Here is a 15,427-nt window from a genome sequence, read left to right on the forward strand (position 1 = left end):
CAGGGAATCACAGTGTATAAGGAATACATATGCATCCGACTACAGCTTTTGACACGGCTATCACGAAAAAGTGTATTTTCATTTTTAGAGGCCACCTGTCCTTGAAAGCTGTTTTTAATCATAATGTGCCAATATACTTGACTCGTCGCCTAAAAGGAGTACGCATTAAATAATACGGTTGATAACGCCTTGACGCAACAACTATAGTCTTAGACTTGTGCTTTTCCAAGCTATATCCCCCATGTAAGGCTAGGACAATCGCATATAATTTTCCTTTAGAGCACCTGTACCCAAAGTCTACATAATACCCTTCGAACACGCCGTTAACCCTTCCCTGGAGGCCCCTTATATCAGAATAGTTGTCGCATCCATGCGGCAAACAGTTAAGCAGCCTTTATAACACCCTTAATTTATATTGAGCTATTACCGTTACTTAAGCGAGATTGGGGTATAGCACAACGAGGGCTGGCAATACTGGAATTTGTTTGTGAAGTAGGTGTCGGGAGCACCGTGATCAGTAGAGACCAAGGATGGTCTTCTGCTACGGGAGGAACAAATGAATTCCAGCATTGCATAAGTATAATCTCTGATCATCACAAACTCTTTTTATATGCGATTGCCCTTTACTATAACCCTCAGCATAAGCAAAGATTAATAGTCATACTCACTGCTTATAATCTAAGCAAAGTTTTTAACCGTTGGACATGCATTTAAAAAGTATTGCTAAGTGTACTCAACAGGTATTATACAATCTGTTCATAAACGGCTTTAGAGATTTTTTTTGTTAAAGCTTTGATATAGAGCTTACCCTATACTAATCACCAAGCGATCAAATGAGACACTTTCTGTATATTAACGACAAATTAGCATCATTTTTAAACAAATAAAACATTAATAATTACTAATAATTAATTTAACTCTCCACATTGAAAGAAAGATGCGCTATAGTCCACAGAGTCTTTACAATGGGAGTTCACAAAGTATTATACGAATAAATTAGGATAAGATAATATAAATTATTCCATAAAGTTTTACCCTAAACATAAATATACATCTAATGTATTACTTTGATATTCTTTTACAAAGAAACCACATTATGAAGTTCCGAATAAGTGAAAGGATTATACTAAAGAGCAGCCTTTAAAAGACAAGCATGTGTAATAAAATAAATTCAGTGGTAGATGGTTTTCTAGAAAGGTATACCCAAAACGAAGTTTTTTTAGGGGCGGCCGTCAAGCGATGAAGCCCCCGGAGCTTATATTAATAAGTGACTGGGGTGAAGAGTGCTGATAACAAACCCTAAAAATGATTCGTGAAGGGTATATATACAATAGAAGTAGTCTTTACAATTGAAAACTCTTAGCTTAATTAAGAAAAGACAGCTTAGAGTTTCTTGCATAAGAAAAAGCACTATAACCATATAAGAAATTTTAGTAGAAGGATTTTATACCCTATGAACACAAGAGTGTCGTTGGCCAGTAAAAAACCTTATAAGTTGATATTAGTGAATGGCTATAATGATAAGCTCAGATAGTAACCTCTCTGTGTCGAGGGCTACATAATCGTTTCCTGAAAAGAGAGTTATCCAGGGGCACTCAATGATTTATATTTCTGTCCACTCAAAGCAACTAAATACTTTTATAGATCAAGCTACAATAATATTACCCTGAACGTATACTTATACTATTTTCAATAATCAAAAGTAGACAAACCTCTTACTGACTCAACACTTTCTTAAGCATATTGCCAGCATAAAATTTAAAATTAAGTCTACGGTAATGGTGATTCAAATAGTGTTAACAGACCTTAGCATAAATTCTGAGCATATCTAGAAAAATAATAACAATTGGCAAAATAGAAATATGGAGTATCTATATGAAGAAGTATGAAAGTTTAGTTGATATACTACAACAACACAAATCATCTACTCAGCAGCTTGTCTTTTGCAATAATGTTAATAATGAAAAAAAAATAACGTACCAAACACTTTATAGAAATTCACTTAAGCAGCTGCAACATTTAACTGAAAAAGGGGTCTCACAAGGAGATCAGCTCATTTTTCAAGTTCAGGATAATTATCAGTTCGTAGTTACTTTTTGGGCATGTATTCTAGGTGGTATTATTGCAGTACCTATTTCAGTTGGGGCAAAAAAAGAAAATCTAAAAAAAGTTTTTTCTATCTGGAATATACTCGAGCGTCCTCGATTATGCTATGACCAAGCATCATATCTAACTAATTTAACAAGTTATGGTGAACAAGTTGGTCTTAACGATATCGTTACATCTATGAACCAGAGTGGGATTGATTTAAACGAGATCTCCCATGATGATGCCCCTCCCACCCCTACAACACTACTATCTATACCTGCAGATGATATTGCCTTTATTCAGTTTTCATCTGGATCAACCGGAAACCCAAAAGGTGTTGTTCTCACCCATCGAAATTTAGTCGCAAATGTTAAAGCCATTGCTAAAGCTGCTGAAATTTCAGTTAATGATACCATGATTAGCTGGATGCCTCTTACCCATGATATGGGGCTTATTGCCGTACACTTAACCGGTATGCTTAAAGGCATAAAACAAGTGCTAATAAACACACCCACTTTTATTAGAAAACCCGCTTTATGGCTCGATAAAACATCATTACATCGTGGCACTTTACTGTATACCCCGAACTATGGTTTAAAATTTCTTTTGGACGCAATAAAAGGTAAAAAGCTCAACTGGGATTTATCTTGCGTACGTCTTATTTTCAATGGTGCAGAGCCTATATCATTAGATCTGGCAGAAAACTTTCTTAAACAACTGGCTGAGTACAAACTACCCTATAACAGTATGTATCCCGTTTATGGATTAGCTGAAGCTTGCGTTGCTGTATCCTTCCCTAAACCTAGTGCACCAATGCAAGCACACCATCTTTGTAGAAAACAACTTAACTATATGGATAAAGTTAATCCTGTTGAAAGAAATGCAAAAAATGCTGTCACTTTTTTAGAGGTAGGCCAGGCAATCAATGAATGTGAAATCAAAGTAGCTGATGAAAAAGGAAACATTCTTCCCGATTATCATATAGGACTCATCTACATTAAAGGAACTAATGTCACATCAGGGTATTTTCACGATACTATCGCAACAGAAAAAGTACTACATAATGATGGTTGGCTAAATACAGGTGATTTGGGCTTTTTATACAACAATCAACTTATCATCACGGGAAGAGCCAAAGATATCATTATCATCAATGGTCAAAACTATTATGCCCATGATATTGAACAACTTTGCATGGGTATTCAAGACTTACAGTTAAGAGATATTGTTGCTACTTCTCACGCTGATGACCCAGGCATAGAAAGCTTAATTATTTTTATTCGCTATAAAAAAGATTTAGCTTCATTTATCACATTAAGTAATAAAATTAAACAACATATTCATAATATCACTGGACTAACGATTAAAGATATCATTCCAATCAAATCAATTCCCAAAACCACTAGCGGTAAAGTAAGACGCTTCGAACTTCAACAACAATATGCCCAAGACCAATATCTGAACACGCTAGCCGAAATTCGAAAAGCATCACTACCAGCTTCTGACATATCAGAACTCAACAATGTAAGTACCAGCTTATCTAATGCTGATAATGCAACTAATTCGATAAAAATTAAACATCATTTAAGCAATGAACTACTTCAGTTACTAGGATATATTCCTGACAACCTGCAAGATAAGTTTTCTGACCATGGTATTGATTCTCTAAAAGCTGTCGAGCTGCGAAATGCTTTACAGAACGCATTAAATATTGATATTCCCGTATCAGCAACGTTTGATTATCCAACCCTACAGCAGTTAATAGACTACCTTACTGGCTTGTTGGTCCAGTCACCAGTAAAACCAAATGACAATAACCATTGCCATGAACCTACTCAACAAGTTAAGCAGGATAATATTGCTATTATTGGCTTTGCTGGTCAGTTTCCAGGAGGGCAGTTTTCAGCCGATGAGTTTTTTGAAACCCTGCTTGATGGATACGACCTGTCGTCCCTTATCCCTTCTGAGCGCTGGTCTCCTCAAACATTTTATCACCCAGGGAATAAACCTGGGTTTAGTAAAACACAACACGGCTATTTTTTGAAAAACATTGAGCAATTTGATGCAGTTTTTTTTAATATTACTCCGATTGAAGCACAAGAAATTGACCCTCAACAGCGCCTGCTATTAATGCTTGCTCAACATGCCATTGATCATGCCGGCATTAAAAATGAATCACTTAATGGATCAAACACTGGTGTTTATATTGGTTTATCCAATAGTGATTACGCCCATCAAACATTTCAAGATACTTACACGCCTCATTTAAAAGAACATAGCTTAACTGGCTGCATTACCAGCACAGCTTCAGGCCGAATTGCCTATCATTATGGATTACAAGGTCCCTGTCTAACATTAGACACTGCATGTTCGTCATCCCTAGTTGGAATCGACTTAGCACGGTCCAGCTTATTAGCAGGTCAATGTGATATGGCACTGGTTGGTGGTATTAACTTAATGTTAACACCCCAAGGTTACGTAAGCTTAAGTAAAGTCAATGCCCTTTCACCTGACGGTAAATGTAAAGTGTTTGATGAACAGGCAGACGGCTATGGTCGTGGAGAAGGTGGCGCAGTATTAATTTTAAAGAGGTTATCAGATGCTCAACGAGATGGAGATGTCATTTGGTCAATTCTAGCCGGCTCTGCTGTTAATCATGATGGAAAAAGCAGCGGTTTAACTGTACCAAATGGGCTAGCACAAGAAAAAGTTATTAAGCAAGCAATGGCTGCAGCCAACGTTAATACCAGTGATATTAGCTACATTGAAGCTCATGGTACAGGCACCAAGTTAGGTGATCCTCAGGAAATAAATGCATTAACTAATGTTTTTCAAAAAAGAGATAAGAAAAATTCTATTTTGATAGGCTCAGTCAAAGCCAATATTGGTCACTTAGAAAGTGCGGCAGGGGTAGCAGGCGTTATTAAAGTAATTCTTGGTATGAATAAACGCTTAATGCCAAAGAATATACATTTATTATCACCAAACACTTTAATTCCTTGGGATAATACCCCACTAAAACCACTGACAGAAAATCATTATTTTGACTCTCAGGGCCAATTAACCTGTGGCATAAGCTCCTTTGGTATATCAGGAACGAACAGTCATGTTATTTTACAGTCGCCCTCTTCCCATCCCATTCCATTTAAAGATGTAACTCATCAAAAAATTCCTGCAATTTCTGTCTTTGCAGCGCATTCCAGTAAAAGTCTGAAACAGTCATTTAAAAAAATGATTCAGTTTCTGGAAAATACACCATATACAATTGATGAAGTGGCAATAGCAACTCAGCGCTGCACTCAACACTATGCACACCGTCATGCCTTTATCGCTGACAGCAAGCTGTCTCTCATACAACAGTTAACATATGCTTTAACTGATTCAGCATTAACAGCAGGCCACCCTAACTCTCTAATATCAAATCAACATCATCTTGATAGAGGTAAAATTGCTTTTATCTTTACAGGACAAGGCTCACAATATATCAATATAGCTTCTGAACTATACAATGTATTTCCAGCATTTAAAAAAGCACTAATACAATGTGATAACGCCTTTCAACCTTATCTAGATGAATCACTCATCAGGCTGATATTTAATAACAAAAATTCAGATGATTTAACTAATACACTTTACGCACAACCTATTATTTTTTCTATAAGTTATGCATTAGTCACTCTTTTGAAAACATTTAATATAACCCCTGATTATGTGTTAGGTCATAGTATCGGTCAGTTTATGGCTGCTTACACGGCTGGCGTGTTCAGCTTTAATGATGCAGTTCATTTAGTTGCTTTAAGGGCAAAAGCAATGAGTGAGGTATCAGAACCAGGAACTATGATTGCAGTGCAACATTCTGTTAGCGAAATAAAAGAATACCTAACTCAGAAGTATCCATCTATTAGCATTGCAGCCATCAATAGTCCAACAGATATCACCTTATCAGGTAGTGTTAAGAATATAGAACGATTATCAACAGACTTTACGCAACAAAAAATTCGCTTTCAGAGTCTTAATGTCTCTCATGCATTCCACTCTCCACTTATGAAGAGTGCCCTTGAAATATTTGGTGAATGTTTAAGCCAAATAAAACTTTCTCCACCTAACATACCTATCATTTCTGACTTAACAGGTCAAATTGCTACCACTGAGCATCATACAGAAATTACAACTCATGAGTACTGGCTCAAACATATCATAAGTACAGTTAACTTTAATGAAGCCCTTGATACATTAATCGCTAAAAAATGCCAGGCAGTGGTAGAAATCGGTGGTACTGCCACATTGTCGACGTTTCTTACAAAAAAAATAAATAGTCAATATAAACCGAGCATTATTCCCACACTGAGAGGCCCTCAAAAATCTTCCCTTGCATCCTTTGCATCTATGCTTACAAATTACTATATATGTATAGGACAGGTTAATTGGCAAGCACTACCAGTTGAGTATATAAATAAAGCAATTAATTTACCTTATTACAGTTTTGACACAACTGCCTACCCAATTCATCGTACCCACCTAAAAAATACTATTAATAATAGTCATTCACCGCAAAGCTTAAGCCAGCAAGATTCATCGCAGAAAACAGCTAATATTACTTCTCCTCCTCTTAAGATACTAGAAAACCTGATTCATACTATATCTGGCATCTTGATAAATGATGATAATAGTCGTAAGCCTTTCATTGCGCTAGGCTTTGACTCATTAATGCTTACGCGTTTAAAAGCCTCTATTCAAGAAAAATTTGATATTGAAATTCCCTTAGCAGATTTTTATAGCAAACTGAATACCTATCACCAATTGATTTCATATTTACAACTTCAACCCTCATTTACTACAGACTCGACACAAAGCAAAAAAGAATCTGAAATTCAATCTGATGCGATATCAACACCGACAGAAAGTTCGAAGTTTAGCGCCAGATCCAATAATAATCTCTTCAGTGATCATCACTTAATCCCTGACGGCGACACACTTCAAACGTTATTGAGTAAACAGTTGGACTCATTCCAGTCTCTTTGTCGAGAGCAACTTAACCTGTTTACTCAAAAACCGCAAAATGAAAATATGGGTAGTAATAAAATATCACTGCCCCATGAGCAATGTCAGATAAACCAAGACTTTCCAAAGCAAATTTCACAAATGGATAGTCACAACAATCGAACACGATCTTGCTTACGCCCAAAAAAACCAGTAACTAATTTTAGATTAGCCAAATTTACCGATGACAATTTAACAGAACAACAAACCCGTTTTATTGAGAGACTCATAAAAGATTACACAGCCAAAACAAACAAATCAAAGCAGTTCAGCATCAACTACAATCAAGATTTTTCTCATTATTTAACAACGCTTAACTTCCGTAAATCGTTAAAAAATATGCTTTATCCTTTGGTATTCAGTCAGGCGCAAGGGCAGTATTTATGGGATATAGATAACAATCGTTATCTTGATCTGGCTATGGGTTATGGCGTACATTTTTTTGGTCACAAACCTGAATTTGTAGTAAAAGCGGTCAAAAAACAGTTAGCAGAAGGCTTCGCATTAAGTCCTCACCCTGAATTATTGGGAGAAGTGAGCGGATTAATTAAAACGCTCACGGGTGTTGACCGCGTATCATTCTGTAATACTGGCTCTGAAGCCGTTATGTTTGCACTGCGTATAGCTCGAACCAAAACACAACGTAATAAGATTGTTAAATTTTCAGGTTCCTATCATGGTACCTATGATGCAATCCTCGCTGAACAAGATGAATATGGCAGTTACCCTACTACCGATGGTATTACCCAATCGGCAGTGGAGGATACCATTGTACTCCCTTATGGTGATCCTCAATCGCTGCAACTCATTCGTGAAATAGGAGATGAATTGGCTGCTGTTTTGGTTGAGCCTGTACAAAGCCGAAACCCAAGTTTACAACCTAAAGCATTTCTAAAAGAGCTACGAGCAATAACGAAAGAATTGGGTGCAGCATTAATATTTGATGAAGTTATAACCGGTTTTCGTCTACACCCTGCTGGAGCACAAGGTTATTTTGATATAAAAGCAGATCTCGTTACTTATGGCAAAGTCATTGGTGGTGGACTTCCTATCGGAATTGTCGCAGGAACCAGTTACTTTATGGATAGTATTGATGGTGGAACATGGCATTACCATGATGATTCTCTACCAGAGCAGCCCGTCACCTTTATTGCTGGTACTTTTGCTAATCATCCATTAGCATTAGCTGCAGCCAAAGCTGTCTTGGAAGAAATCAAACAGCATTCAAGCATAATTTACCAGCAACCCCATGCATTAACTGAAAAACTAGCAGCTCAGCTAAATCAATACTTTCATGAAAATAAAGTACCACTTTGCATTAAATACTGTGGACCTATCTTCCGTTTTGAATCCTTCGGTCGTTATTCATTGGCTCTGCAGCCCATTGAAATGGACTTATTCTTTTATTTGTTAATGCTTAAAGGCGTTTATACTTGGGAGCGCCGCATCTGTTTTCTATCCACTTTGCACACTGAGGCTGATATTACATTTCTTGTTCAAGCGGTGATTGAATCTATTTCAATCTTACGAGCAGGTGGATTTAGTTTTACAGTGGATGAGGAGCCAGAACCAACGCCACCGAATAAAAAGAAAGTGCCTTCTAAAGATGAAGCATTAGCAGTCTCTAAAAATACCTCATCGTTGTCTCCTGTATTAATGAGTTCTGCTCAAAAGCGCCTCTATACATTGAATAAATTACAGGGTGCAAATAATACCTATCACCTGCCTTACATTGCAGCTGTACGGGGAAATTTTAACCCCAAATATATACAGTTGGCGCTAAATATATTAGCAGAACGACACCTTAGCTTGACAACAACGTTTCATCTTGAGGGAGATAGGTTTATAAGAAGGGCTCACCCACCTTCTGTAAAAAACATAGACTTATTAAATAACAATAAAAAACTGCTATTTTTAGAGTGTGCTAAAACTGAAAAAGATAACGTCAACCAAGAAATTCAAGATTTTTTTAGACCTTTTTGTCTTGAAAAAGATCCGATGTTAAGAGCTAAGCTAATAACACACTCACCCTCAGAGCATACATTTTTAATCGATATGCATCACATTGCGGCAGATGGATTTTCTGCCAATATTATTATTAAAGAGTTTGTTAAAATATATACCTCATGTTCCAGACAAAAAGCATCTAATTTTGATATTGGTTTAGCAAATCTACCTACCCCCTTGCAATTTGGTGATTTTGTTGAGTGGGAGCAGTCATATTATAAATCAAATAAATTTAAGCGTGATCAAGCATTTTGGCAATATCAGTTTGCTGATTATAAAAGTACTGAAGAGTTACCTTTAGACTTTAAGCGAGGTAAAAAACAATCTTTTTCAGGAAAAACAGCATCATTCACATTATCAAAACCACAAACAATGCTGCTCAAAAAATGTGCATCGAAACATACTGTAACACCTTACATGCTATTGCTGAGCAGCTGCCATATTTTAGTGAGGCATTTATCTCAACAGAATGAGATTATCATTGGCACACCAGTTGCCTTACGCGATCAGCCTGATTTTGAAACCATTGTCGGTATGCTTACTAACACGCTTGTTTACCGCACACATGTAGACTTAGCACAGTCTTTTCCTGACTTTTTAACTCAAATAAAACAGCAGTGTATTGAATACTATGAGCATCAAGCATTTCCTTTTGAAGCCCTCATCAATTTACTTACAACTAAACGTGAAATAAACCGTAATCCAGTATTTGATATCAGCTTTGTCTATGAGCAGGCTGACGACCGTGAAATCACAATAGAAGGCTTACAGTTTACGTCACAACCTATTGAAAATATAGCTAATAACTATGACTTTTCATTCGAAGCGATTGAACAAAGCGAACAGCTAATAATTAACTTCCATTATAATGGCCAGCTTTTTAAGCAAGAAACGATACAGCAATGGCTTAAATTTACACAAGCGCTATTAAACAATATCATAAGTAACCCTGATCAATCACTTTATGAACTTGTACTTAACTCCCAAAAAAAACTCCCTTTCTCTTCCTTAGTTCAATCTAACCACTTAAATAATAAAGTTGAAAATAAACGGCAATACTGGCCTCCGTACACGTCACTACTTGAACGATTTAGTGATGTATGTAGTCACAATCCACATACAAAAGCCCTGCAATATGGCTGTAAAACGTTTACCTATCATCAACTAGATAATACAACCAGCCATTTTGCACATTACTTACACACTCATTTTCAACTCCCTACACAATCACCTATTGTCATACTCATCAATCAAGGTGACTTGCTAATACAAAGCCTGCTATCAACTCAAAAAATTAACGGTATTTATGTCCCTATCGACCCAGACACACCTACAGCCCGTATTGAATACATTATAAATGATTGTGATGCAAAACTAGTGATTACTGAAAGTGTTTTCTTGTCAACATTACAACCTATAACTGAAAAGAAACACATCCCTTGCTGCTCAATTGACAGCGTAATAAAAAGTGAATGGTCACAAGTGTCCTCATCTCCCATCACAATGCCTATAGATGATAAACAAGAAGTGATCAGTACTATTCCTGCCAAACAATTAGCCTATATTATTTATACCTCAGGTACGACAGGGGTACCTAAAGGCGTAAAAATAAATCAAGAATCACTTTTGAATTATTTTCACTGGTTAACCTCAAAGTATCAACTTTCATCCTCAGATAGCAGTTTATTACTTTCCTCTTACGCCTATGATTTGGGTTATACTACATTATGGGGTTGTTTATTATCAGGGGCATGTTTACACCTAATGGATAAAGATGAACGGCATAATATTAGTTATGTCATTGATTACATTTCACACAACCAACTCACATTCCTAAAATTAACGCCGTCATTATTCCATGTATTGCTTCAGCATCCTCACTTCACTTCTCAGTTAGACTGGCAATTACGGCTAATCTTCTTGGGAGGAGAGCCTTTACGAGCCAATGATGTAAATGAATACTTTAAAATTTTTAAAGAAACTCAATTTGTAAATCATTATGGCCCAACAGAAACAACCATTGGTTGTATTGCTCATGACTTTACTATAAATAACTTTGAATGTTATCAGGGCACATGTACTATCGGTAAACCTATAAAAAATAATCACATTGTTTTGCTTAATAGTAATAACCAACTCGTATCAGCAGATGAAGAAGGTGAAATATGTATTTCTGGTCCATGTTTGGCCTCAGGTTATATCAACCAAGATTCACTCACAGCTGAAAAATTTATACCTCATCCTTTAACCTCTGATACCCAGTTGTATAAAACTGGGGATATTGGTCAATGGTTAAATGGCAGACTATACCTTAAAGGACGTATTGATAACCAGGTAAAAATCAGAGGATACCGCGTTGAACTGGATGAGATCAGCCATACGTTAGAAGGCCACCCCAATGTTATTCGCGCATTTACACGTTCACAATCTCATACCAGTGGCAATGAGCTTTATACATATTACCAGTTAAGTGCTCCCAGTACTTCGACAGAACTACGAACCTATTTACAAAATCAATTACCCGAAGTAATGATACCTTCGTTTCTACATGAAGTTGCCGAGTTTAAAACAAATAATAATGGAAAAATTGATATAACAAGCTTGCCTACTGTTTCTCAGCATCTGTCTAAAAATCCATTACCCGAAAATAAACAGGGTTCTCCTTCACAAGCAATAACTCCATTACAAGAAACTATCTATGCTACTTGGCAACACTATTTAGAACGAACAGATATAAATATTGAAGACAACTTTTTTGAATTGGGTGGACATAGTATAAAAGCAATGTTGATTGCTGCCGCATTGTCAAAAGCGCTAGCCCATGACATATCCATTAATGAAATATTTAACCACCCTACTATTCTCCAGTTAAGCCAGTGGATTGAAGCCAATTCAACATCTTCCATTAAATCGCCCTCCCCATATATTACATCGTCGCACATCCCTTCACTGCCTTCGCAAGCAAATTATGCCTTATCTATTGCACAAAGACGTTTATGGCTTGCCTGTCAAACCCAAGCATTAAATACTGCTTATAATGTACATGCTGCTTATCAACTAACAGGTGAAATCAATATCACCGCCTTTAAGCACGCACTTAATACACTTATTGAACGCCACGAAATATTAAGAACTAATTTTATTTTCACCGAAGGAGAACCACGGCAGGTTGTTCATGATAGTATTGATCCACCATTAACTATATTATTTGAGAGCCTACCTGAACCTGAAAATAATGAACAACTGCATAGCTATTATCAAAAAGAAGCCAGTTATTCTTTTAACCTTGCAGCAGAGCCGCTCTTCCATATAACAGTTTTTATTGACCATCTGAACAAATCGCATATCATGTTGTTTAATGCTCATCATATAATTTGCGATGGTTGGTCCAATGCTATCTTTTTAAAAGAGTTAAGTGAGCTATATCAGTGCTATCAATGTAGTACAGCTCATACTTTATCCCCACTGACAATACAGGGTAAAGAATACGCAGCATGGCAAAACATGTTGATGACCACTTCAGCCGCGAAGCAAGCGAAAGAGTTTTGGCAAGACTATCTACAACATGCGCAACCCTTAAGTCGGTTAGCTTCATCCCATTCAATTGAGAGCCATACACATTGTCAAGCAAAAATGGCTGATAACTTTATAGGTAAGTGGTGTAGTACGACTATTGACCAGTCTTTAAAAGAAAAAATTGAGTTATACTGTCAACAGCACGAAGTGAGTTTATATACATTTTTTACAGCCATCACTTCAATATTTTTAGCCCACCATTATGGATGTCATGATGTGACATTGGCATCGCCTGTTGCTGATCGTCAACATCCCCAATTACAGAATCAAATTGGGTTCTATCTCAATACCCTACTAGTAAGAGTAAAACTGGATAACAAAGAGCCATTTGCGACCTACCTTCAGAGCGTAAAACAGAACATTCAACAAATACTTCACAATCAGTTTTATCCTATCGACTCAATATTAGAAGACATCTGTTCCCATAAGAATCAACCGTTAGATAATCAAACCACCCAGACACCCGCTGACTTTTTTAATGTGTTATTGAATGTTATGACCTACGATCATTATTCTGCAAATACATTCGGAGATTTAACATTTACAAAAGTATTAGAATCGTCAACAACCAGTCGAGCACATTTAAATATTATGTTTATTCAGTCATCGTCTTCTATAGAGCTTGCTATAGAGTATAGTTTAAAACTATTTAATGAGGATGATATTAAAACTATTCAATATACGCTAATCAATTTGATGAATCACTGCCTGGAGCAACCAAATCAATCCATCGCTGAAATTAAATCAAGTTTAATCAGCCATCAAGAGAAACAATCTCAAACTGATTTTGTCAACTCCATGTTAGCCATTGATGAAGTATTCTAGGAAGTCATTATGTGTGGAATAGCAGGAATTTTTAGCTTACAACGCCAACCAGATAGTGCAGACGTACTCAGGATGATGGATAAACTCCATCATCGAGGACCTGATGACCAAGGTTTGTATTGCAATGACAACGTTAGCCTTGGATTTAAGCGTTTATCCTTTATTGACTTACAACAAGGCAATCAACCTTTATTCAATGAACAAGAAGATATTATCTGTGTTGTCAATGGTGAAATATTTAACTACGTTGACTTGAGAAAAGAGCTAATAAGTCGTGGACACCAGTTTCGCAGTCATACTGATTGCGAAGTTATTCCTCATTTATATGAAGAGTATGGGCTTGATTTTCCTAATAAACTAAATGGGCAATATGCCATTGCACTCTACGACAGGCGCCTTGAAAAATTGATATTAGTTAGAGACCAGGTTGGTATTGCACCAATTTTTTATTTTGAAAAAAATGGTGAGTTACTTTTTGCTTCAGAAATTAAAGCGCTATTAACCTACCCCACTGTGGATCGGACTCTCGATCTCATTAGCCTTGATCAAATTGTCACCTTTCCTGGCATGGTCAGCCCTCGCACGATGTTTAAAGAGATCCATGCCTTACCACCAGGACACTTAATGACCATCGACCGTCAGGGTCAACAGCTTCATCAGTACTGGGATCTAGACTATCCAACCAATGAGTCCGCTCCCTTTCAGCATGAGGCCTATTATATTGAACAGTTAGATGAGCTATTACATCAAGCTATTCATTATCGTTTACATGCTGATGTACCTATCGGTTTTTATTTAAGTGGTGGATTAGATTCCTCGCTGCTAGCAGCCATGGCCAGACAGGCTATGCCTAATCATCCTTTCTCAACATTTTCAATTGGTTTTAACCAAACTGATATTGACGAACGACATCATCAAACAACTGTTGCTCAACATATACGCTCTAGACACTATCAACAAGTATTTGACTGGCAGGAAATCTGTGCTCGTTTATCACAAGCAGTGTTAACAGCTGAATCGCCGCTAAAGGAATCCTACAATACCTGCTCACTCGCACTGTCAGAAATGGTGCATCAACATGGTGTAAAAGGTGTACTTACTGGTGAAGGTGCTGATGAACTATTTGCAGGTTATGTTGGTTATCGCTTAGATCAACATGATCGGCTCAATGCTGATAGTGCTGATTTAGAGTTGCTTCTTGAGCAAAAGGCCAGAAAAAAACTTTGGGGAGATTCAAATTTCTTTTATGAAAAAAACTACCACGAATTTCAAGAACTAAAACAGTGCTTTTATTCTGATGAAGTCAATAATGCACTAAAAATAAATAATGCAGTATCTAGTCCACTTATTGAGCATGGTAAAATTAAAGATAGACACTCTATACACCAACGTTCATATGTCGACTTTAAACTACGTATTGCGGATCATTTACTTGCAGATCATGGTGATCGGGTCGTTTTTGCCAATTCAATTGAAGCTCGCTATCCCTTTTTAGATAAAGATCTAATTCACTTTATCCGTAAAATCCCACCACAGTTAATGATTAAAAATGGAACTGAAAAATATCTACTTAAAAAAGTAGCTGAGAAATACTTACCGCCTTCTGTTATTAATCGCAAGAAGTTTTCATTTGTAGCACCTGGAAGTCCTTATATTGTCAATAATAATCCAGATTGGGTCATGGACCTTCTATCAAGAGAGACTATTAAAAAGCAGGGGCTTTTTAACCCCGATACGATTGAACACCTCACCAATCAATATTTACAAAAAGACGTCACTGTTAACCAGACCTTTGAAACCGATTTTTTAATGATTGCTATTACAACAGGTCTATTTTTTGATGCATTTACTTAGGGCTTGTTAAATGCCATTTTAATGTAATTCCAGTTTG

At 36.7% G+C, this 15,427-nt stretch carries 2 protein-coding genes; both read left to right on the forward strand.

Features of this window, described 5'->3' with window-relative positions:
* Positions 1–1,875: 1,875 nt before the first annotated feature.
* Complete coding sequence (locus KHS79_RS17315) at positions 1,876–13,536, forward strand: non-ribosomal peptide synthetase/type I polyketide synthase (protein ID WP_212720605.1); 11,661 nt, start codon at positions 1,876–1,878, stop codon at positions 13,534–13,536.
* 9 nt (positions 13,537–13,545) lie between these two features.
* On the forward strand, positions 13,546–15,390 hold the full coding sequence (gene asnB, locus KHS79_RS17320; protein ID WP_212720606.1) for an asparagine synthase (glutamine-hydrolyzing): 1,845 nt from the start codon (positions 13,546–13,548) through the stop codon (positions 15,388–15,390).
* The last annotated feature ends 37 nt before the right edge of the window (positions 15,391–15,427 follow it).

Source organism: Zooshikella ganghwensis (assembly GCF_018263875.1).
Taxonomy (GTDB): Bacteria; Pseudomonadota; Gammaproteobacteria; order Pseudomonadales; family Zooshikellaceae; genus Zooshikella; species Zooshikella ganghwensis.

Excerpts from the sequence above, each read along its gene's own strand:
- KHS79_RS17315 (WP_212720605.1), top strand. The coding sequence starts at position 1,876 with ATGAAGAAGTATGAAAGTTTAGTTGATATACTACAACAACACAAATCA.
- asnB (WP_212720606.1), top strand. The coding sequence starts at position 13,546 with ATGTGTGGAATAGCAGGAATTTTTAGCTTACAACGCCAACCAGATAGT.